The 24075-nt window shown below is 45.1% G+C and carries 14 protein-coding genes; 9 read left to right on the top strand and 5 right to left on the bottom strand.

Annotation, left to right across the window (positions count from 1 at the left end; all coding sequences use genetic code 11):
* Positions 1-163 precede the first annotated feature (163 nt).
* From Q0R52_RS20295 to Q0R52_RS20265, 7 genes are all read left to right on the top strand, one after another.
* A complete protein-coding gene (locus tag Q0R52_RS20295) occupies positions 164-598 on the top strand; it encodes a hypothetical protein (RefSeq protein ID WP_295797715.1) in 435 nt (144 codons plus the stop codon).
* Complete coding sequence (locus Q0R52_RS20290) at positions 591-1061, top strand: PTS sugar transporter subunit IIB (protein ID WP_295797712.1); 471 nt, start codon at positions 591-593, stop codon at positions 1059-1061. The genes Q0R52_RS20295 and Q0R52_RS20290 overlap by 8 nt, the downstream gene beginning before the upstream one ends.
* A gap of 118 nt (positions 1062-1179) precedes the next feature.
* Complete coding sequence (locus Q0R52_RS20285) at positions 1180-2754, top strand: PTS system mannose/fructose/sorbose family transporter subunit IID (protein WP_295797711.1); 1575 nt, start codon at positions 1180-1182, stop codon at positions 2752-2754.
* A gap of 143 nt (positions 2755-2897) precedes the next feature.
* Complete coding sequence (gene ptsP, locus Q0R52_RS20280; protein WP_295797708.1) at positions 2898-4601, top strand: phosphoenolpyruvate--protein phosphotransferase; 1704 nt, start codon at positions 2898-2900, stop codon at positions 4599-4601.
* Between the two features lie 149 nt (positions 4602-4750).
* On the top strand, positions 4751-5017 hold the full coding sequence (locus Q0R52_RS20275; protein WP_295797707.1) for an HPr family phosphocarrier protein: 267 nt from the start codon (positions 4751-4753) through the stop codon (positions 5015-5017).
* Entirely contained in the window at positions 5014-5772 is a 759-nt protein-coding gene (locus tag Q0R52_RS20270) for a 6-phosphogluconolactonase (RefSeq protein WP_295797705.1), read from the top strand. The genes Q0R52_RS20275 and Q0R52_RS20270 overlap by 4 nt, the downstream gene beginning before the upstream one ends.
* A 297-nt stretch (positions 5773-6069) precedes the next feature.
* A complete protein-coding gene (locus Q0R52_RS20265) occupies positions 6070-9732 on the top strand; it encodes a CheR family methyltransferase (protein WP_295797703.1) in 3663 nt (1220 codons plus the stop codon).
* Positions 9733-9894: 162 nt separating this feature from the next.
* Here the strand turns inward: Q0R52_RS20265 and Q0R52_RS20260 are convergent, their stop codons facing one another.
* From Q0R52_RS20260 to Q0R52_RS20240, 5 genes are all read right to left on the bottom strand, one after another.
* Positions 9895-12177 (bottom strand): GH92 family glycosyl hydrolase, encoded by a 2283-nt coding sequence (locus tag Q0R52_RS20260; RefSeq protein ID WP_295797702.1) that lies wholly within the window; start codon positions 12175-12177, stop codon positions 9895-9897.
* A gap of 241 nt (positions 12178-12418) precedes the next feature.
* On the bottom strand, positions 12419-14599 hold the full coding sequence (locus Q0R52_RS20255) for a hypothetical protein (RefSeq protein WP_295797699.1): 2181 nt from the start codon (positions 14597-14599) through the stop codon (positions 12419-12421).
* A gap of 371 nt (positions 14600-14970) precedes the next feature.
* A complete protein-coding gene (locus Q0R52_RS20250; protein ID WP_295797697.1) occupies positions 14971-15720 on the bottom strand; it encodes a DUF3823 domain-containing protein in 750 nt (249 codons plus the stop codon).
* A gap of 10 nt (positions 15721-15730) precedes the next feature.
* Complete coding sequence (locus Q0R52_RS20245; RefSeq protein ID WP_295797695.1) at positions 15731-17668, bottom strand: RagB/SusD family nutrient uptake outer membrane protein; 1938 nt, start codon at positions 17666-17668, stop codon at positions 15731-15733.
* A 13-nt stretch (positions 17669-17681) separates the two neighbouring features.
* A complete protein-coding gene (locus tag Q0R52_RS20240; RefSeq protein ID WP_295797692.1) occupies positions 17682-20915 on the bottom strand; it encodes a TonB-dependent receptor in 3234 nt (1077 codons plus the stop codon).
* 521 nt (positions 20916-21436) lie between these two features.
* On the opposite strand from Q0R52_RS20240, the gene Q0R52_RS20235 reads away from it, so the two are divergent.
* Both Q0R52_RS20235 and Q0R52_RS20230 read left to right on the top strand, forming a co-directional pair.
* On the top strand, positions 21437-23158 hold the full coding sequence (locus Q0R52_RS20235; protein ID WP_295797690.1) for an HAD family hydrolase: 1722 nt from the start codon (positions 21437-21439) through the stop codon (positions 23156-23158).
* The gene (locus tag Q0R52_RS20230; protein ID WP_295797687.1) at positions 23158-24075 is read left to right on the top strand and encodes a class I SAM-dependent methyltransferase; all 918 of its coding nucleotides are present in this window, start codon (positions 23158-23160) and stop codon (positions 24073-24075) included. Before Q0R52_RS20235 ends, Q0R52_RS20230 begins: the two co-directional genes overlap by 1 nt.

Here is a 24075-nt window from a genome sequence, read left to right as displayed (position 1 = left end):
AGGATGTTTACACCATAAAACCACCGATTTCCACCATAAATTCTATCGTAGTGGTATTGTAGTGCCTTAAAAATAGTATTTAACCAAAGTTTGGCGGATTATTGCACAACATAAAATCCATATATTGTAATGCCGATTTATAATATATAGCCAATAATATTTGATGGAGAATACTGCTAAAACAAGAAAGTTCCTGATTGCTACCCACGGCACCTTTGCCGCGGGGGTAAAATCGTCGCTTGATATTATTATTGGCTCGATGGAGCATATTTTTTTGATTGAAGCTTATGTTGATGAAACGGTTTCGGTGGAAACACAGATAAACGAGGTGATGACACAGGTTAGCGATACAGACGAACTGATTGTATTTACTGATATTTTGGGTGGCAGCATTACCAACCAAATATTGCAACATGCACTAAAACCGAACGTGCATGTTGTTTCAGGCTTTAATTTACCGCTGCTGATTGAAGTTTTGATGGCTGATGCTGAAAAACCGGCGGAAGAGGTAATTACCGCAGCCCTCGAAAATGCAAAAGAACAAATGACCTACGTAAATAAACTTTTAACCGCACAAAAGGAAGACCAGGATGATTAAGCTTACCCGCATTGACGACCGGCTGGTGCACGGCCAAGTGGCTTTTACCTGGACGCCGGCCCTTGGCGTTGATTGCCTGTTAATAGCAAACGACAAAGTTGCTAAGGATGAATTTTTAAAGATGACACTCGGGCTGGCCAAACCTGCTGGTACAAGGCTGCTGATAAAATCGGTAACCGATGCAGCCGCTTTTTTGAACGATGAAAAAAGCCGCAATCTTAAAATATTACTGATTGTAAACAGTGTGAAGGATGCCTTCGCCATGGTAAACGGCGTGCCGGAAATCAAATCGGTAAACTTTGGCGGCATCAGGATGAACGAGGGGATGCGCCTCATCAGCAAAGCGGTTGCCGTTAACGATGAAGACATCACGCTGGTAAAAGAACTGTTGAACAAAGGCATCGAACTTGAACTGAGGCAGGTACCTACTGATAAAAAACAGATGGTGGAAAGCTTGATATAGAGAATCAAGAGGTCAAGAGTCAAGACAGAAGAAAAGAATAAAGAGTTTTTAAATCTTGATTCCTGACTCTTGATTTCTTGCATCTCAAAGCACATACATTAAAGGAACATAAAACAGCATGTCATTATCCTACCTACTCATCGCTCTCGTCGCCATGTTTGGCCACTCCGAAGATTTTTTGGGGACCACACTATTGAGCCGCCCGCTGGTTTTGGGGCCGCTTGTTGGACTGGCGCTGGGCGATTTAAACCAGGGTGTTATCATCGGCGCCACGCTCGAGCTGCTATTTATGGGTAACATAAAGGTTGGCGCTGCTATTCCGCCCGATGTTATCACCGGCGGCGTGCTGGGTACTGCTTTCGCCATTATATCGGGTAAAGGACCAGCCATTGCGCTGGCTATCGCGGTGCCGGTATCCATCCTTGCCGAAATGGTTATCAGCAGTTTGTTCGTGTTCAGGGCAATACTTAATAAAAAATTTAACCAGTACGCCGCCGAGGGCGACTTTAACGGCATCCAGCGGCTGCATATTTTTTCGGGGGTATTAAGGCCCATATTTATGGGGATAATTATCCTGCTGGCCCTGCAATTAGGCGGCTCGGTAATGAAGGAGTTCCTGGATATGATACCCGCATGGGTACAAACCGGGTTAACGGTTGCCGGCAATATGCTGCCTGCCCTTGGGTTTGCGCTGCTGATGCATTTAATGTTTAACAAAACAGTTGCCCCGTATTTCTTTTTAGGGTTTATGTTGGCAGCCTATTTAAAACTGCCTGTAATAGCTATTGGTGGGCTTGGAATAATCATTGCGTTAATAGTAACACAGGTAACCCCGAAAACGCCTTCCGATGATGATGATTTTGAAACTGTTGCTGATGAAATTAAACCCGTCCAAAAGCTCACTAAAAGAGACATGCGCAATGTTTTTTTAAGGTCGATGGCGCTGGAGGCTAACTTTAACTTCGAGACCTGGCAGAACACCGGCTTTGCGTTTTCAATCATCCCCATACTAAAACGGCTCTACACTACCAAAGAAGCCATGGCGGCGGCATTGAAAAGGCATTTGAGTTTTTTTAATACCAGTCCGTACGGATCAACACTTATTTTGGGTATTACCGCTGCCATGGAAGAACAAAACAGCAACGATGCCACGTTCGACGCCGAATCGATTGGCTCGGTGAAGCTAGGCCTCATGGGGCCTCTTGCCGGGGTGTTCGATTCCCTTTTTTGGGGCACATTTAAAGTTATTGCTGCAGGGGTTGGTACATCGCTGGCTATAAAAGGCAATATCATGGGGCCTGTTTTGTTCCTGCTGATATTTAACGTGCCACATTTGGTGCTCAGGTACAACCTTACTTTTATAGGCTACAATGCGGGAACTAAATTCCTGCAAAACCTGGCCAAAAACAATGTGATGGACAGGCTTACCAAAGGGGCATCCATTTTAGGACTGATGGTGGTAGGCGCCATGCCTGCAACGCTCATGTCAATCACTACGCCGATAAGTATCGGGTCGGATAAATCAACGGTAACCATCCAAGGCTTGCTCGACCAGGTTGTGCCCGCAGTAATACCTTTAGGATTGACATTTTTGGTTTACTATTTTGTAAAAAATGGTGCTAAAACCACGCACCTGTTGTTGGGTTTGCTGGCGCTGGGCTTTATTGGCAGTATGATACACTTGTTTGCTTAAGGCCTCACCTAAATCCTCTCCAAAAGAGAGGACTTAAAAAAAAGCAAGCCACAAGAAATTAATTAAAAAGCCCCTCTGCTGTGGAGAGGGGCTGGGGCAAATAGGTCCCAAAATGATAAAAAAATGATGAGCAAGATTAAACAATGAAAGGGATTGGCGTTTCACCGGGAATAGCGATAGGCAGGGCTTTTATAATACAAAAAAAGGCGACTGTGGCTACCGGCATTTTGCTGAATGGCCCAGCAGAAATTGAGGTGGCAATCGCGCAGTTTGATAAAGCAGTAACCAGCGCGGTTAATGAAGTTGAATCGATAAAAATAAACTCACCGGCGCTGTCTGACAATGATTTTGCCATCCTTGAAACTCAAATCGAGTTGTTAAGCGACCCCGAAATACGGGAAAGCGTAATTGAAAAAATTGAGTCCGAACATAAAAACACCAGCGACGCGCTGCTGGAAACAATTGCGGGTTTTGTACAGGTTTTCGAAAGCATGGAAGATGCCTATATGCGTGCCCGCGCTGCCGATGTGCAGGACATAGGTGACCGGATATTAAAGAACCTCGGCAATTCCGGGCCGGCTAACCAACTTGCCTTTAAACCGGATACCATCATCATTGCCGAAGACCTTTCGCCATCAGATACCATTGCCATGGATATTACAAAAGTGATTGGTTTTGCAACCCAGGCAGGTAGCCAAACATCGCACGCGGCTATTATTGCAAAAGCCAGAGGTATCCCGGCGATTGTTGGGTGTGGCGCGGATTTGATCGACATAAAAAATGATGATGTTATTATTTTGGATGCAATATCAGGTGAAGTGTTCATCAACCCAAATCAGCAAATTCTGGACGAATACCTTATAAAAAGGAATGTATATCAACGGCGTGCGGTTGAATTAAAGGCTTTGCACGATGTTCCTGCAATTACAACTGATGGCATGCAAATAACGTTAACCGCTAACATATCCGGCGCGGGGGACTTAGTTAACGTTTTTGATAACGGTGGTGAAGGCGTGGGCCTTTTACGCACCGAACTTTTGTACATGAACCGCGATACCTTCCCAACAGAAGACGAGCAATTTGAATTCTACAAAAATACCGCGCTGCAGGCCAAAGGCAAACCTGTAATTGTGCGGACTATCGATATAGGCGGCGATAAGCACCTGCCCTACTTTAACCTGCCTGCCGAGCTTAACCCATTTTTAGGTTACCGGGCGATAAGGGTTTGTTTGGATAGGAAAGACTTATTCATTACCCAGTTAAAGGCTATTTTACGCGCCTCCGTTTTTGGGGATTTGAAAATTATGTTCCCTATGATTTCCAACATCCAGGAAATCAGGTCGGCGAAAAGCATTTTGGAAGAAGCAAAGGAAGAATTACGAAAGGATGGATTGCCATTCAAGTCCGGAATTAAAGTTGGCATCATGATAGAAATACCCTCTGCCGCCATTACTGCTGATTTGCTGGCTAAAGAAGTCGATTTCTTCAGCATCGGAACAAACGACCTTTGCCAATACACGCTTGCTGTTGACAGGATGAATGACAAAATAAGTCACCTGTACGACCCATTTAATCCGGCAGTATTACGGCTGATTAGTTTTGTAATTGAGCAGGGTGCTAAACAAAATATCCACGTAGGCATGTGCGGTGAAATGGCAGCCGACCCGCTGGCAACTTTATTGTTAATGGGAATGGGGTTAAAGGAATTTTCCATGAGCGCAGCATCAATACCTGCTATAAAAAGCATCATCATCAACAACAGCGAACTGAAAGCAAAACAAGTTTGGGAAAATGTGAAGGCGATGGATAGTTCGGAGGAGATTTTGGAGTATTTGAAGGGGATATAACTTTTGTCATTGCGAGCGCGGCGTGGCAACCGCGAACTATACAGAGCGAATGGAAAGTGTTCAACCTGTTTAGCTGTCATACATGGCGTGCGGTTGCCGCGCTCGTTCCTAGCTCGCAATGACATGACTTTTAATTTGATATGTAAAAAATGGTAACAACCAACCTTATAATTCTTGCCCCGCAGGGGCTCCATGCCAGGCCTGTAACCGCTTTGATACGGCTGGCAAAGGGTTTTAAATCAAACATCAGCCTGCAAAAAGGGGATAAAACTGTGAAGCTAAACAGCATGCTGAATATACTTTCGCTAACCATAAAAGGCGGCGAAACCATTACCATAATCATCGATGGCGAAGACGAAACAGAGGCATCAGCTGCCATTAACCATTTTTTTACCGAAGAACTAAAACACTTATGAAAATAACCATCTGCAAAAACGAAAACGAATTTGATATAACCGCCGCCTGGCGCATTATTGCCCAAATGCTGGAAAAACGCACATCGGTAATAGGCCTCTCAACCGGGCAAACTACTATCGGTATGCACCGCATTGTGTCTGAAATTTTTAAGCAATATCCGTTTGATGTATCCGGTATCACATTGTTTAATGTGGATGAACTCACCAACCTGGAGCGCGAATATGCCGGCAGCTGCTACACCATGATATTGAACCAGATTGCCGGGCCGTTGGGGATACCTGATGAAAATTTTATTATGCCGCCAACCCTGTCCGACGACTTTGAGGCCGAAAGCATCCTGTTTGAAAAGCGTCTCGCGGATCGGGGTGGTGCCGACTTGCAAATGCTGGGTATAGGCAGTAATGGCCATATAGGCATTAACCAGCCAGGCACGCCGTTTGAAAGCGAAACATGGGTATCGCCAATGGACCCTGATTTTGAGGCCCGCGTTCGCCGCGAAACGCAAGTGCCGCCCGAAACGGTTTTAGGCGGCCTTACCCGCGGCGTGAAAAACATAATGCATACCCGTAAATTGATATTAATAGCTAAGGGCGCGCATAAAGCAGATATTATTGAGCAGGCTATCCTTGGGCCCGTAACTACAGATATCCCGGCATCGGTGGTACAACTGCACCCTAACTGCGAAATTTTGCTTGATGCGGATGCTGGAAGTAAAATTGAAGCGTATGCGAGGAAGAGGGGGTATAATTTTTAGCGTCGACAAACGGATTTGGCAACTTTTAAAAAGTTGTCAAATCTAAATCTCGTTCAAAGGACTTCATGTCCTCATAAACCCATCATAACCAGCGGCCTGCAAAACCATTCCTTGGTTTTAAAAAAAACAATATTACCATACATCAAACAGTTTAAACTATAATGTGTTGCTTAAGCAGGAACAGATTATAGTATTCAACCCTTTCCTTATAAAATAGTTATACCTTTAGCTTTATTCAGACAGCTAATTCGTCTTTTCTGCTTTTTATCTGCTTATATCTCCTATAATTTATTTATTATGCCCTTACCAGATTCTGCCCATCACGATACTGTACCATCAGAAAATCAATTTCCTGTAGTGGGGATAGGTGCATCGGCAGGAGGCGTAGAAGCATTTAAACTTTTTTTAAAGTCGGTACCGCCAGACTCGGGAATGGCTTATGTGTTTGTACAGCACCTTCACCCGGGATACGAGAGTTATTTACCCGAAATTTTTCAAAAGGTCACAAAAATCCCTGTACGGTTAATAGCCGACAATATTCATTTGGAGCCCAACCACGTTTATATTATCCCACCAGGAAATATCCTTACCGCCACAGATGGTGTGTTGAAGCTCGACCCGATAAAAAATAAAAAAGTAAAAACTATCGATGTTTTCTTTTCGTCGTTGGCAGTAGTTCATCAAAGCTTTGCAGTGGGGGTGGTACTATCGGGCGCGTTAAATGATGGCACCCAGGGGTTGCAGGTAATTAAATCATACGGGGGAATAACATTTGCTCAAAACGAGGACGCTACGTTTGATAGCATGCCAAAAAGCGCCATCCGCTCGGGCGCGGTTGATTTTATTTTACCGGCCGAGCAAATTATTGCAAAGCTGATATCCATCAATCATCCTTTTCGCACAAGCTACACCCCGGCAGAAGTTAAAGAAAATGAGCCTGAACAGGATGAGGAGATTTTCAGGCAGTTGCTTACCGTTTTACGCGTAAGGCGTGGGGTTGATTTTACCAACTATAAACAAAACACCATAAAGCGGCGCATTGTGCGTCGCATGGCGCTGAATAAAATTGAGAAACCTAAGGACTATTTAGTTTTTCTGAGAGAAAATAAAGCCGAGCAGGATGCATTATACAATGACATGCTGATATCTGTGACTGATTTTTTCCGCGACCCACATAGCTTTGAGTTATTATGTAACAATATATTCCCGGGTATTCTGCTTCACAAAGCGTCCGATGAACCACTAAGGATATGGATTGCAGGCTGTGCCACCGGCGAAGAGGCCTATTCATTTGCAATATGCCTGCAGGAGTTTTTAGGCGATAAAATAGCTACCCGTAAAATCCAGATTTTTGCTACCGATGTTTCTGAAACAGCCATTGCCAGGGCCAGGACAGGCATTTACCGGCAGAGTGAACTTGCCGGCCTTTCATCGTTCCAGGTGCAGCAATTTTTCAATAAGCTTGATGGCAGCTACCAGGTGAATAAATCAATAAGGGATATGTGCGTTTTTGCGCACCATAATTTGTTGAAAGACCCCCCATTTTCAAAAATTGATTTGGTGAGTTGCCGCAACGTAATGATATACCTTGAGCCGGTATTGCAAAAAAGGGCGTTAAATACCTTTCATTACGCATTGAACGAGCGTGGGTATTTAATGCTGGGCAAATCAGAAACCATTGGTTCAAGTACCGACTTGTTTGCGCCTGTTGACAAGCAACAAAAAATTTACCAGTCGAAAGGTCCGCACGGTAAATATAGGAATGTAACGTCCGAAAAAAGTGAGCAAACATTAAAGGATATTGACCAGGTAGCACCTGATGCAAGCAATGAGCGCGATATTAATAAAGTTGCCGATGCCCTATTGCTATCAAAGTATACACCGGCCGGTGTTATGGTTGACCAGTTGTTTGATATTATCCAGTTTCGCGGCAAAACAGATGCCTGGCTGGCAGTATCGCCGGGAAAACCGAGCTTTAACGTACTTAAAATGGCGCGCGAAGGCCTTTCTTTCGAATTACGGAACCTGCTGCACATGGCTAAAACCAAGCAAACAATTGTACGGAAAGAAGGTATTTCATTTAGAGTAGATAATGAGTCGCAGTATGTTAATATTGAAGTAATACCCTTATCAGATACAGAAGAGGCTTATTTTTTAGTGCTTTTTCAAGATGGTATCCTTTCAGAAACTTTATCCTCGGGCGAAAACTCAACATCGTCCAAGCATGCACAGGAAAATATAAACGCCTGGGTACAGCGCATTGACCAACTGGAAAAAGAGCTTTCCCAAACCCGCGAGGATATGCGGAACATAACAGAAGTGCAGGAAGCCGCCAACGAGGAATTGCAGAGCGCCAATGAGGAGTTGCTATCCGGTAGCGAAGAGCTGCGTAGCCTGAACGAAGAACTGGAAACATCGACCGAGGAACTGCAAAGCACCAACGAGGAAATAACTATTGTAAATAACGAGTTGCTCGACCGCAACGACCAGCTCAACAACTCCAGGAAATACACCGAAGAGATTTTTAATACCATACACGACCCATTGGTTATATTGGATAAGGATTTAGTGGTATTGCGTGCAACCGATGGATTTTACAACATGTTCAGGGTTAATGAAGAGGATACGGAGGGCAATTTTGTCTATGACCTTGGTAATAAACAATGGAATATACCGAAATTGCGGCATCAGTTAGACGTAGTGTTGCCGCAGCAAGGCTTTTTTAAAGCCTTTGAGGTGGACCATGTTTTTAAAACGATTGGCCGCCGTATAATGCAGCTAACCGCACGGCAGTTTGATACCTATACCAACGAAAAGCTCACCCTGCTTGCAATCCACGACATAACCGACAAAAGAAAAGTTGAAGAAGGCCTGGCCGAAGCCGAACGTCTGCTTGCCGAAAACAAGGAGAGGCTGCATTTTGCAATCGAGTCGGCTGGGATTGGGGCCTGGGACTTCAATCCGATAACCAGGGAGCTTATTTGGGATAACCGTAACAAGGAACAGTTTGGCCTTAAACCGACAGATGATATTGCTTTTGATATTTTTTTAAATTTGATTCATCCCGATGACCGGGACAATGTTAACGATGCCATAAAAAAAGCTTTAAAGGGCGTAAATGGCGGTGAGTTTAACGTCGAATACCGCGCAATTGGCAAAAGCGACCAAAAGCTGCGCTGGATAAAATCAAAGGGCAAAGCGTATTTTGATAAAGACAACAAGGCTACACGTTTTATAGGAACAGTTTTAGATATTTCGATGGAGAAGGACCTGGAGGAAAATACGAAGGAAATGCTCCGGAAAAAAGATGAGTTTATTAGTATTGCCAGCCATGAGCTAAAAACACCGATAACCAGTTTAAAGGCCTCACTGCAACTGATGGAGCGGATGAAAAACAATCCATCGCCGATGTTACCCCGCTTCCTGGACCAGGCCACCCGCAGCATGGAGCGGATTACGCGCCTGATTGATGAACTGCTGAATGTGAACAGCATGAACGAGGGCCAGTTGCGGTTAAACAAAGCATCATTTGTTGTTGCCAGTATGCTCGACCAATGCTGTAGCCACGTGCGAGCAGGCGGCGGGCACGAATTGGTTGTGCAGGGCGATGAAACGCTCGAGGTAAACGCCGACGAAGACAGGATTGAGCAGGTGGTAGTTAACCTGGTTAACAACGCGGTTAAATATGCACCTGATTGCAGGAAAATATATTTAATTATTGAAAGAGAGGACAACATGGTGAAAGTATCGGTACGGGACACCGGTGCCGGCATACCGCATGACAAAGTGCCCCATTTGTTCGACCGCTATTACCGGGCTGACTATGGTGGAGGCCATTACTCAGGCATGGGCCTCGGGCTTTACATCTGCTCCGAAATCATCAAACGCCACGGCTGCACCATTGGCGTTGACAGCGAAATAGGGTTGGGCTCAACGTTTTGGTTTACGTTGCCGTTGTAAGAACATCGGTTTTAATAAATATTGTCATTGCGATCCGCTGGCTAGCGGAGGCAACCGCACGCCGTGCACAACCGCTATTGCAAGCTCTGTACCATTCTGTTCGCCCTGTAAAGTTCGCGGTTGCCGCGCTCGTTCCTCGCTCGCAATGACAATATTTGCTTTTTATTTTTCGTTTGACATAGAAAACGGCACATCCCCTTTCCCTGTTCCCCTTTGCTTATTTGGCGTTGCCGACATATCGAAATTTAAAACTTCACCGCTAACCAGCGCCTTGTGGCTTAGCCAGTTAAATCCATAAGCCTTGCCATTAACCGTTAAACTGTTTACATACTTATTTTCCGCGCTGTTTTTCGGTGCATTTATAGTGATGGTTTTCCCATTCTCCAAATTGATGGTTAGTTTTTTAAACAGTGGCGCACCCAAAACATATTGGTCGCTTGCGGGGGTTACCGGGTAAAAGCCCATCGCCGAAAATACGTACCAGGCCGAGGTTTGGCCGTTGTCCTCGTCACCGCAGTACCCGTCGGGGGTGGCTTTGTAAAGTTTGTTCATGGTTTCGCGGGCCCAGTATTGGGTTTTCCAGGGCTGACCGGCGTAGTTGTATAGGTATATCATGTGCTGTATAGGCTGGTTGCCGTGCGCATACTGGCCCATGTTGGCGATCTGCATTTCGCGTATTTCGTGTATCACCGTATGATAATAGCTATCGTCAAATGTTGGCGGCAGGGTAAACACGGAATCCAATTTGGCTACAAATTTTTGTTTGCCGCCCATCAGGTTTATCAGCCCCTGTATATCATGAAATACACCCCAGCTGTAGTGCCAGGCATTCCCTTCGGTAAAGGCATCGCCCCATTTAAAGGGATTGAAAGGTGTTTCAAAGCTGCCATCCTTGTTTTTACCGCGCATCAGGCCGGTTTGTTTGTCGTAAAGGTTATGGTAATTCTGGCTGCGTTTTTTGTAAACCTCGATTTCAGCGGTCGGCTTGCCGAGGGCTTTTCCTAATTGGTATATGGCAAAGTCGTCATAGGCATATTCCAGCGTGCGGGCGGCGTTTTCGTTAATTTTTACGTCGTAAGGCACGTAACCCAGCGTGTTATAATAGTCAACCCCGCGGCGGCCGGTAGCATTCGGTCCTTCGTTATTGGCCCCATGCTTCAAAGCCTCGTAAAGTGTCTCTATATCATACCCGCGAGCGCCCTTTAGATAAGCCTCGGCAACTACCGATGCGGAGTTATTCCCGATCATACAATCGGCATAACCCGGGCTGCTCCATTCGGGCAGCCAGCCCCCTTCTTTGTAATCGTTCACCAAACCTTCCTGCATCTGCTTGCTTACCGAGGGGTAAACCAAATTCAGAAATGGATAAAGCGCCCGGAAGGTATCCCAAAAACCTGTCCCAGCAAATAAATAACCCGGCATAACTTTGCCGTTATAAGGGCTATAGTGTACATTTTGCCCTTTTGCATCCACTTCGAACATTTTATGGGGGAAGAACAGCATCCGGTACAGGCAGGAATAAAAAGTACGCGTTTGGTCGATAGTTCCGCCTTCAACATTTAAACGGCTTAGGGTTTTATTCCAGGTGGTCTTCGCGTTTTGCTCGGTTTGGGCGAAGCTGTTACCGCCTATTTCGCGTTTTAAGTTAAGCTCAGCCTGTTCTACACTTATAAAAGACGATGCTACCCGCAAATGTACCTGTTCGCCCTTTTTAGTTTTAAAGCTGATAACAGCGCCGGCATGGTCGCCGGTGTATTCCAGTTTACCATTATCTATATTCTTGTCATGCCAGGCCGAGGCAACATCGAAAGCCTTATCTACATAAATAACAAAAAAATTCTTAAAGTTATCGGTTACCGCGCCGCTGTTTTTGGTGCTGTAGCCAATAATTTTCCGTTCGCCGGGTATGATTTTTACATATGAGCCCTTGTCAAATGCATCTATTAAGATATGCGAGCTGTCGCTTTCGGGGAAGGTAAACCTGAAGCTGGCAGCGCGTTCGGTGGGTGTAATTTCTGTAGTTACGTCATAATCTGCCAGGTAAACGCTGTAATAATAAGCCTTTGCAACCTCGGCCTTGTGCGAAAACCAGCTGGCGCGCTTCTGCTCATCCAGCACAATTTTGCCTGTTTCCGGGAAGATGGAAAACATCCCATAATCGTTCATCCAGGGCGATGGTTGGTGCGTTTGTTTAAAGCCAAGTATTTTGTCGGCATCATAGGTGTACTGCCAACCGTTGCCCATCTCTCCGGTTTGGGGTGTCCAAAAATTCATACCCCAGGGCAGCGCTATCGCCGGGTAGGTATTACCGTTTGATAGCGCCGGTTTTGAAGCTGTCCCCATCAGCGGGTTAATCAAATCCACCGGATTTGATACGCCACCGTTTTTTTGGGCGAGTATAGATAAAGGTAGAAGCAGGGTTGCAAGGAGTGTGTATTTTTTCATAGTGTTATATGCGGGGCCAGTGTTATATTATTATATTTTTTGTCATTCTGAGCGAGATCGAAGAATCTTATACGTGCGATATTCACGCGGGAAGGTAGTCGTCGACCTATTTGGCGCACACCTATCAACTGTATAAGATTCTTCACTACGTTCAGAATGACAAATGGGTAGCGTCAAAAAACTCCCGCGCATAATTGCTTATGCACGAGAGTAACCAACCTTTCCTCAAAAAAGCTCTTCATCACCACTTCAAATCAACCTTTATACCATCCGGGCTGTTGGCAAAGCCCAGGTACAAGGTGTTTGATGATGCATCCCATGCCGATTTCACATCGGCAACGGTTTGCCCGGTGCTATCTGTAACGGTTGTTGTTTTTGGCTGCGCAGGCAAAAGCACACGCATGCTGTTTAATGTTTTTATGGGGCTTTTCACCGTAAATGAATAGCTGCCTGGCTGTATTTTTTCATCATACGCCCTGGCTGCTGCTGCCAACACTTGTGGCTTCTCGTTATCGGCAACGCGGTTAACTGCGTAAAGCAATGCCTGCTCGCCGGGATTAATCGTTTTTTCAGCAAGCACCGGCAATTGCGGGTCGAACAAATCGATAACCGGGCCTTTCACCAGGTAAGGTTTGCTATCGGCATTTTCATCCATAACGGCAACCACATCATAAGGGCCACGCTCAACATACATGCTGTTTTTAAATAGCATTTTGCCTGCTTTGGCATCATTTTCATAGCCTTCTTTCACAAGCCCTACAAACTTTTCGTCGTTATTGGCCTCCATCACAAATTCCTTAGGGTTTTGCCTTAGCACGTATACAGTGCCTTTGCCAACCTTAAACTTTTGGTTTTCTTTTGTTGGGTTGATGCCCAGCAGCTTAAACAGGTGCTGCGATGGCGCTTTAAATTTGTTGCCGTTGGTGTCCCACCATTCCATTACCGATTGGTAGGGGTCATCATCTTTGCCGCAGTAAATTAATACCCCACCTTGCCTAACCCAAGTTGCTAATTGCTTGTGTACATCCGCTGATACCGGTTTCATGTTGGAATAGCTCATCACCAAAACCTTGATATCTTTTAATGATGCCGCGTATCCCATATTTTCCATGTGCACGGTTTGCACCGGCACGCCGCGTTTTACCAGCGGCAGTGTTTGTCCATAAAAGTTGGAGAACTGCGGATCTTCAAAACCATTATGCGTGGGGAAGCGCTGGAACATCAGCGTGTTGCTCATCAAGACCCCAATGCCGTTGACGCCAGATACTTTGTTGTTTGATTTTGGCATGCTATTTAAAGCGTTTACCATCACCTGCATCTGGGTTGAATAAAACTGCGGGATTAGTATTTTTTCATTGCTGTTGAGTACTGGATATGGGTGAGTGTAAATCCGCTTGGGCCATGGCATTACCTCGTAATCAGAAATCATGGGATATAATAGCTTGGCGGTGAATGTCGCCTGGTAGTTCCGTTTGTAGTCGCTCCACTCGTGTACACGATCCTCGATAGGATCGGTCAGGAAAAACAGTTTGCGTTTGGTGGGCGCCGTCATCGATACCATCGACCCATATTCTAAAAATGCGTTTTCAAACACGCGTTCTTTTTTCTCACCATTAAAAAATGTAGGCTCGCGCGAAGTACCTGTCCATACCTGGGCTATATAACCGTCGATACCCGGCAATGATGCCAGGCTTGCTTCGGGGCTCACAATTTGCCACGATGAATAATTAACCAGCGAATGCGTGGCAATAAAAACTTTAATGTTCATCCCCTTGCTTTTGCCATAGGTTTTGGCGTAGCTGGATACCTGTTTGATGGCATCGTAATACAAATGATATTTCAGTTTGCTTGACAGGTAGGTATTTTCTGCGGACTCATCCTGCGCCTTCCAGGGAAAGCCATAATACTTTTGCCATTCGGCTTTAAAGGGCGCGCTGTAACCGGCGCGTGCCCAAAACTCGGGCTCCTCTAAAAATATGGTACTGATGTTGGCGTCGATAACCTTTTTGATAACATCCGTCTCCATGTAATTGATGAACGATTGCACCGGCACCACATACGGCATGTTTTTGCCGTGCATAATGGTATCGCCCTTTTTGGTTACCTGGCCAACGCCCAGGTGATTTTGCCCGTCGTATTTACCCAAAAAATAATCGTAATACTGCCCCCAGGCAATGCCGGTCATGAAATTAACCTCGTAACCATGATCACGCCATGATTTTACGCGTTGCTCAAATGTCATTCCGGGCCGGTCGTTAGTTCCGTAAACAATGGCAATGTCCGAGCGTACATCAATCTCGGGCATCCATGGGCTGCTGGTTTGGAAGGCCGTTTTTTGTTTAGAGATAACAGGATTGGTATTTTGTGCAAATGCCCAGGCCGATGCACACAACAAACCAGATAGAAGGATAGATTTTTTCATGTAGGTACTACTGTTTTCCGATGGATGAAGGGCCTTTTTTTAAGTCCCAAGTCTTGAGTCTTAAGTCTGATTTGGTTTTTTGACTTGAGACTTTATACTCCGGACTTAAGACTAACGTGAGTTCGACATAAGAATTGGCGCTAATAAATCCATATCGTTTTATTTAACGGCTTGCGTTTCGCCTCACCTAAACGGCGAAGCCCTCATGTAATAATCCTCTCCAAAGGAGAGGACTTCAGCTTCGCCCCCCGGGAATTCCTTTTCAGAACCCTCTCCTTTGGAGAGGGCAGGGTGAGGCGACGACCAGCTATTGTGGCGCCGCCTGCAATTCAAAGCATCGTGTTCTTATATCGAACTCACGTTAAAACTATTTAATGTGCCGATACCGGCGTGGTATAATTATATTGATTTAACCCGGCATTAATTCTCGCACCAACCCTAAAGTACACATCCTGGTCGGGCAAGGCGCCACCGGTTGTGGTGATAGAGATGGTTTGGCCAAGCAGTGCTGTACCGGTTGAGCCGTTGTATGATACAAGCGTTGAGTAGCGCGGGTCGTAGTTGTTACTGCCATCGTACTGGGTGTTGCTTACATACAGGTTAATATTGGTTACATCAGATTGATAGGCCGGGTTATTGGTACCCCGCGTAACTTTAACCTGCACGGTAACCGATTTATCGGCATTTACCACCGGCGAACCAACCCACTCAACCCTTAAAAATGGCTGTACTTTAAAGTTAACCGTTGCCGAACCTTTCAATACCACCGTTTGGCTCGAGTCGGAAACTACGTTGCCGGTGTTGTCAGTTTGCACCAATGGTACGAAAGGCCCTTCTACCGAAATTTTGTAGGTGGCTGCAAACACTTTGGTATTGTTAAAAGTACCGTCCTGTTTTGATTGGAAGTATTCAGGTACCGGGTTGGCGCTATAGCTTGTTTCAAGCAATTTAACGCGGGTGCCGCCACCGCCAACTTCTGTTTGCAGGGTTTTTCCTGTTGCTTCGTCAATTGTACTACCTGTTAAGGTATCTGATGGGGCAGGGTAATTATCTACCTTACTGCATGAGCTGGTAATTGCTATTGCCAGGCATAATGCGGAGTAATAAAATATCTTTTTCATGTCTGTTTAATTAATAACCTGGGTTTTGAATTAAGTTGCTGCTTTTTGAAATAGCGCCGCCCGGAATTTGCTCGTAATACCACCTGGTATCGTAGGTGTAAACATTGTTCCGTTCGTCGGTGCGCTGGTCAAAGAAATATTTGCCGGCCTGTGCCGAGTAAAATGGCATCAGCACGCGGTAAATGGTACCATTTTGTTCTTTGTCAAATATTCTCCAGCGTTTTAAATCCCAGTAGGTTTTATTTTCAAATGCAAGTTCTTTCCGCCGTTCGGCGCGGACTGTATCGATTTTAGCATCGCCTGCACCAGCCAGCAAAGTGGCACCGGCACGCGAGCGTATCTGGTTAACAATAGTAAATGCATCCGATGTATTTATCGAACCTGTTTGGCCTAAGCTTGCCAGCTCTGCTGCTGCTTCGGCTTTGTTTAGCAATACCTCGGCATAACGCATTTCTATCCAGGTTTGGGTTTCGTTGTTTTCTAAAACCTGCGATGTTGCAAGATTTGGATTTAACCACTTACGAACCGAAAAGCCCGAGATGGCGCAGGTTTGGTCGCCTGTAAACACACCGCTTAATCCGGCAGGGTTCATCAACGTGCCGTCGGGCAACTTATAAGCTGTCTGGCCTGAGTTTGAAGACACCACCAAATTAGTTGATGGATACTGCGATTTTGAACCTGCCGGTAGCAGCGGGCTTATGCCACCTGCGGAAGGACCGGTATAAATACCACGGCGTATTTCAATGTTTTGTCCTTTAAACACATCACCAGGTAAAATAACCGATGCTCTTAACCTTGGCTCTACATTGGCAAAAATGTCCATTGTATTGTTAAACAAAATGTAGTGCCCGCTTGCATCAAGCGTTTTTAATGTGCCGTCCGGATTTTTTGGCAAGCCGCCAAATTTCTCTACAAAATCAAGTGTCGGGTTTACTTCTGATGAATAGCCGTTAGGCCCCATCAACTGGCGCGGAACGTTATAAGCATCGTAGCCATGCACCGAGTTTGGATATTGGTACTGACGCACAAATATATTTTCCTTGCTGGCCGGGTCCGAAAACAGGTTAACAAAGTTTTGGTACTGCGCAGCTTTATCAGTCGGCGACCATGCAGATAAATACAGGCTGTACTGACCATCCAACAATTTGGCGGCATCATAAGCTTTTTGGAAATAACCGGCGGCAGCCGTCGAAGGAATCCCGCAAAGTTGGTTCTTGGCGGCATCAAACAAGGTTGCAGTATTGTACTTAGCGATAGAGCCGGCATACAACATTGCCCTTGATTTAAATGCTGCTGCAACAAATTTGTTGGCACGGGTGCCATCGCCATAGTCGCTGTTAACTGCGGGCAGGTTGGCAATTGCAAAGTCAAGGTCACTGCCAATCTGATCCCAAACAGCCTGTTCTGATGAACGCGGAACTTTCAAATCCGCAACATCCGACCCTGGCGTATAGTTAAGCACTTTGTTTACAATTGGCACACCGCCAAAGCGTTTTACCAGTGCAAAATAGGTCATTGCCCGCACAAAGTAAGCTTCGCCAAGCCAGGCGTTTACCTGGGCCGGGGTATAAGTGCTGGCGTAGGTTGGCAGGGTTTGTATAAAGTAATCACAGTCGTGTATGGTAGTGTAGTTACCGGCCCAAACATCCCAATGCCAGCCACCGAAATTTTCGCCGGTCGAGCCACCCTGGTCGCGGCTTAAGGCTTCGCCCGTTGTTGCCGGGGTAGGTTTAATAATCCAAAAGAAGTTTAAGCCCATATCAGGCGAATACCTGAAATCTTCAATAGGCAGCTCGCTGTAAATGCGAGCCATGTAAGCCTGTATACCACCTGTCGAGGTGAATACCTGCGGGTCCTGGATAATATTTTTTGGCGGAATGTTAAGCTTTCTGCAAGCCGATATACCTGCCACCAGGAGTACTAAAAATATATATTTAAATTTTTTCATGATTTCTTGCTGATTAGAATTTGACATCTAAGCCAATGTTAAACAATTTGTCGAGCGGGTACAGGTAACCGTATGTGCCTGACGGGTGTTCAGGGTCAACATATTTAACCTTGGTAATGGTAAACAGGTTATAGCCGTTTGCAAATATCCTCACACCTTTAACGCCGATAACCTTTAGCGCGTTATTTGGCACGTTGTAACCCAGTTCGGCGCTCTTCAGCCTCAGGTACGCAGCATTTTGAAAGTTGAATATCGAGTTGGTATTGGCTGTTGTACCGGTGTAAGCAAATTTACCTGGTGTCCATACGGTGTTCGGGTTATAGGGGTCAGCAGTTGGGTCGGCAGGATGCCAGTTGTCGGTAAATTGAGTCAAAGCACTGCCGCCACCCCAAAGTGGTATATTCAACTGTTCGATGTAGGATACGCTGTACATTCCTGTTCCCTGGAACAACAAATTAAAGTCGAGGTTACCGTAAGAGCCGCCTAAATTCAGACCATAAGTAATTTTCGGTATTGCCGGGCCACCGTTAGGATTGCCGCCATAAACTATAGGGTGCGAGTCGTTACCGTCTATCTGGCCGTCGCCGTTCCAGTCCTGGTAAATGTAATCGCCAACAACTGTACCACGGTTAACATACACCGGGCTGTTCAGTATTTGCTGGTAATTTTGGTACTGTCCGGCGCCGCCATAGCCTGTTTGAATGCCCTGGTTGCGATTGGTGTTGTTGCGCTGCCAATCGAGCAATGAGTTACCCTGTTTCGATTCAGCAACAGTTGTGTTGCGGGTATTGGTGTACAGGAAGGTCCCTTTTACGTTGTACCTGAATTTGCCAATGCTGCCGTGGTGACCCACTTCAAAATCAAGGCCCTGGGTACGGTCGCCATTAAGGTTGGCCTGTGGCAGCGGTGCGCCAAGCACATCGGGTACCTGTAACACTGCAGACGCCAGCAAGCCTTTTCTGTCGCGGATAAAATAATCCACAGTAATATTAAATAAGCCTTTCCATGCGTCGATATCCACACCCGCATCAAACGTATGCGATGTCGACCAGCTTATCGCCGGGTTTGGTATACCCTTGCTTTGCACGGAATTAACGAAAGTGTTGCCAAATACCGCGCCGCCGGGCAATTGGTTATTTGAACCACCTGCGGGATAGTTGTACCCGGTTAAAAACTGGTAGTACAACGAACCGTCATCACCAAGCACTCCGTAAGATGCACGAAGTTTTAAGTTATCGATAAACGACAGTGCCGATGAGTTTTTCCAGAAATTCTCATCAGATACGCGCCAGCCCAATTGTGCCGAGGGGAAGAATCCCCAGCCCTGGTTGGGTGCAAACCTCGACGATTTATCATCCCTGAAACTAAATTCGGCGAGGTACTTGCCTTTGTAATCATAAGTCAGCCTGCCTACCAGCGAGTTGGTGGCATATTCGTACAGTGCGTTATTTCCACCATCCTGCGTGGCATTTTGGTTTGATGAGTTACCTGCAATTATCTGATCAACTGGTATAGTAAGTTGCCTGTAAGCTGCAAAGTTATCGCCGCTTTGCGAGTTTCCTTCATAAAGCACTAACGCGCTTATGTTATGGGCACCGCCAAATGTATGCTGGTAATTAATTGAAAATTGGTCGGTATTTTTTGGATAATCATAATACTGCCGTTGCACAAAAGCCGGCGAGTTGTTCAGCGATGGCTGGTAAGTTTTGGTAGCATCGTTATACTCATACAGGTTATATGATTTTTGGAAAAGCTTGTTATCCTGTATCTGCTCGTCATAGCTGTACAAGCCTTTTAACGATAGGCCCGGCACAAAGGGCACTTTATATTCCAAACTCAGGCTTCCGTCAAAAAACTTATTGGTTTGGGTGCTGTAACCATTGATGTCAGAACTGCCGTAAGCAACAGGGTTACCGCCATCAACCTGTCCCTTTAAATAATACGGAGCGGTGTTATTGGCATAAATGGTTTGGGTTGGCAGTTCGCGCCAGGCCTCGCGGGTGGTATACCAAAATGATTGTGCGGGCGAACTCTTCTTGTCGGATATGGCGCTCAGGTTTAAATTAACCGTGATGTTTTTACCAACCTTGCTGGTAATATTCGAGCGCACGTTGTAGCGTTTGTAGTTTAAGTCGTTGCTTTGCAATATACCATCCTGGTCGGTAAAGCCACCGCTTAACAGGTATTGGGTATTTTCAGTTCCGCCGGTTGCTGTTAAGTTGTGCTGTTGCTGCATGGCCGATTTTCTGAAGGTAGCATCGTACCAGTCGGTACTTTGCTTAGTGCCGTTGGTATAAGCTGCAAAATCTGCGGGTGTGTAAACCAGTTTCCCGCCGTTTGCCTGGTGCAGCGCCTGCTGGTTAAACAGGGTCATAAAATCGGTAGCGTTAACCGGTTTTGGTAATCCCGATGGCACCTGCCAGCCGTAAGTGCCCGAATAGGTAAGCTGCAATGTGCCGGCTTTACCTTTTTTTGTGGTGATAAGTATTACACCATTTGCCGCTTTAACACCGTAAACCGAAGCCGACGCATCTTTCAGCACCGAAATACTTTCAACATCGTTAGGGTCTAACCTCGAAAAGATGTTACTTGAGCCAACGTTATTATCGCCGTTGCCGCCGGTAACCGAAAAGTTTGGTTGCTCCACCCCATCAATAACGATCAAGGGATTGCCCATACCGCGTATAGAGATATTGTTTGCAAAGTCGCCTGGCTCGGATGTGTTTTGCACAATCTGTAAACCTGCCACTTTACCGGTAAGCATATTTTCGATGTTTTCGTTTTTGGTGGTCACAATCTCGCGGGCAGTTACCGCAGCAACCGAACCCGTTAGCGACGCTTTCTTTTGCGTACCGTAACCTACAACCACTACCTCGTTCATAGTTGTTGAGCTTGATGCTAAGTTTACGGTAAGTGATTTAAAGTCCTGGATAGTTACTTCCCTGGTGGCGTAGCCCAAAAAGCTAAACACCAACGTTTGGCCGATGGATGCGTTGATGGAGAATTGCCCGTCAACATTGGTTACTGTGCCCTCGGTGGTGCCCTTGAGCTTAACAGTTACACCCGGCAAGGGTAATTTTGTCTCATCAAGCACAACACCCTTTATGCTGCTGGTTTGCGCAATGGCCGGGGCGGCGAAGAGTAAAAACAAAAAGCATGCAATGGATAGCTGCAGCAACTTTTTGATTTTAACACGATGGTATGCGTCATGACAGCGCGCACCATAATTGGTAAAAAGTTTCTTCATAAATAAAATTGGTTAGTTGGTTTATAAAATTCCTAAATCAGAATTACAGGATTATCAGGCTGGTTAACCTGCTGGTTCTTCAATTGGCGAAACAATATTATACAGCGCAGTATTAAAGGATGGGTTAAAATTTGGGTTAATAGCGTTAAAAATTTATTAACCGGGGCGAATTAACCGGTATTTTAACCGGGGGGACTGTTAATTGGGTTGATTAGGTTGGATTGAGTTGGGAAAATTAAGACTACGATTTTCGTTTATTCGGCTAAGCCGCTTAGATGGGGAAGCATAAGCATTTTTTTTATGAAAAGTGCTGACACTAATTTGTCAGTACTTTTCGCGTTTTTTGGGGTAGCAGACCAGGTGAAAAGTGCATTATTAATACAGAAACAAGGTTTTCACCACTTTAGGGCGAGCTGTTCCTGTTCCACCATGTTCCTTATGTTCCACTGTGAACAGGGTGAAACAGCGGCGTAAACCTATGCCTTTATCATTATCCTGTATTTATTTATAATTTTATCATCATGAAGATTTTTTCGGAGCTGAAAAAAAACCTGAAGAACGACTTTTCAAATTTGACACCTGTTAAAGTTGCGTTGCTAGGCGATAACCCAACGCAATTACTGACTATCGCTTTGCGTGGAACAGGCTATGATATGGGGTTTGATTTACAAATTTGGGAGGCCGGTTTCGCCCAAATTGAGCGACAGGTATTTGACCAGGCTTCGGAATTTTATGCTTATCAACCTGATGTTGTTATTATTTTTCATTCGTCGCACCATCTGCTTCAAAAATATAACAAACTAAACCCGGAAGATTACAGCAGCTTAGCCGAAGAACGATTAAAGCAGGTTGAAAATCTGACGGCCGCGATAAATTCCGGCTTAACGGCAAAAATCATTCACTACAATTTCCCCGAAATAAATGATGGCGTTTTTGGTAGCTACGCCAATAAAACACAGTCCTCGTTCCTATTCCAAACCCGAAAGCTTAATTACGGATTGATGGAATACGCCATGAATAAGGCTGGGTTTTACATTTGCGATTTAGCAGCGGTTCAAATTCAATGCGGTAAAGCAACCCTTTTTCATCCGTCGGTGTATATCAATACAGGAATGGTTTTAAGCATTGATATTTTACCCGAAGTTGCCGCCCGTACTGTTGAGGTTATCGCTGGTATGTACGGAAAATTCAAGAAATGCCTGGTATTTGACCTGGACAACACTATTTGGGGCGGTGTGATCGGCGATGACGGTATCGAAAACATACAGCTCGGTGGGCTGGGCATCGGCAAAGCATTTACCGAACTGCAACACTGGCTAAAAAAACTGAAAAACAGGGGCATCATCCTTGCAGCCTGCAGCAAAAATACGGAAGCCATTGCAATGGAAGCTTTTGATCAGCACCCGGATATGGTTTTAAAAGTTGAAGATGTTGCCGTGTTCGCCATTAACTGGGATAATAAGGTTGATAACCTGCTGCATATTCAAAGCATACTGAATATTGGTTTCGATTCGATGGTATTTTTGGATGACAATCCATTTGAACGCGATATGGTTAGGCAAAATATCCCGGAAATTACTGTGCCCGAGCTGCCTTCCGATCCGGCCGATTATCTTGAATATCTGTACAGCCTGAACCTGTTCGAAACTGCGTCTCTGTCAAATGAAGATGCCGGACGCACAAAGCTTTACCAAACCGAATCTAAGCGGACTGCAGAAAAACAAAGCTTTGTTAACGAGGACGATTTTTTAAAAAGTTTGAATATGGTTTCGGTTGTTGAACCATTTACTAACTTCAATATTCCACGTGTAGCGCAGCTTACCCAACGCTCCAACCAGTTTAATTTACGCACAGTAAGATATACAGAAGCAGAATTGAAGAAGCTGGCGAAATCTGAGCAGGTGTTCTCATTTTCATTTGGACTTGAAGATAAATTTGGCGATAATGCGTTGATAGCTGTTGCCATCCTAAAAAAGGAAAACGACGATACTTTGTTTATAGATACCTGGTTGATGAGTTGCCGAGTACTGAAAAGGGGAATGGAGAATTTTGTATTAAATGAACTGATTGATGCCGCCGCTAAAATCGGCATTAAATATTTAAAGGGTGAATACCTCCCGACAGTCAAAAACGGGATAGTGAAAGAGCATTATGCGAATCTTGGCTTTACCGAACAGGATGGATATTGGACAATACCGGTCGACGGCTATCAAACAAAAAAAACTTTTATCAGCCGCAAATAATGGAGCACCCGGTAAATTATATTTACAATAAAATTGCGGTGCTTAACCCCATGCACGGCAAAAAGCTGAAAAAGAACATTGGTTTTTTTGACGATGGATATTATGAATTAGCGGATGCCTTTTTCGAAAAATATACCGGCATATTACACGCTCAAAACAAAACGTTAGACTACGCCATTGATTGTTACCTGCAAATGATTGCAGATGTAAATGCCGAGACTATTGAGTTTTTACGTACGGGCAAATACAGCAGCACCACATTCGAAGAAGTAAACCAGCGCGTGTATGCCCGGCCGGAAACCATGGAATATTATATGCATGGTTTAATTATGTCGCAGTTTTTGTGGAAACACCATTACCAGGTAGTTGATTTTTTCATTCATAACTTACCTTCTTATAAAGGCGAAACCAAAAGCTATTTGGAGATCGGCGCCGGTCATGGTTATTATCTTTCAAAAGCGCTGGAGATACTGGACGACAAAACGTCTTTTACGGTTGTTGATATCAGCGAAACATCCATCGCGCTAGCAAAAGACTTTATAAAGGATGAACAGGTTGAATTCAACCTCCAAAATATTTACGATTACAACAGCGATAAGAAATTTGACTTTATAACCCTTGGCGAAGTACTGGAACATGTAGAAAACCCGTTACAACTGCTGGTAAAAGTCAATGACCTGCTTAGCGAAGATGGTGTGCTATTTTTAACCACTCCTACCAATGCCCCTGCTATAGACCATATTTATTTGTTTGAGAGTGCAGATTTTATACAGGACATGATCCATGTTGCCGGTTTTAAGATTGGAAAAGAAGTGGATTTGCTCACCGAAGACGTATCGCCGCAACGGGCCGCGAAATTAAAAATAGCGACCCTTTACGGGGCATTTGTTAAAAAAGATAAATCTGTTTATTTATAA

Origin of the sequence: Mucilaginibacter sp. (genome assembly GCF_025359345.1) — a bacterium.
Taxonomy (GTDB): Bacteria; Bacteroidota; Bacteroidia; order Sphingobacteriales; family Sphingobacteriaceae; genus Mucilaginibacter.
The sequence above is the reverse complement of the archived record's forward strand: the minus strand, read 5'-3'. Positions and strand labels throughout refer to the sequence as shown.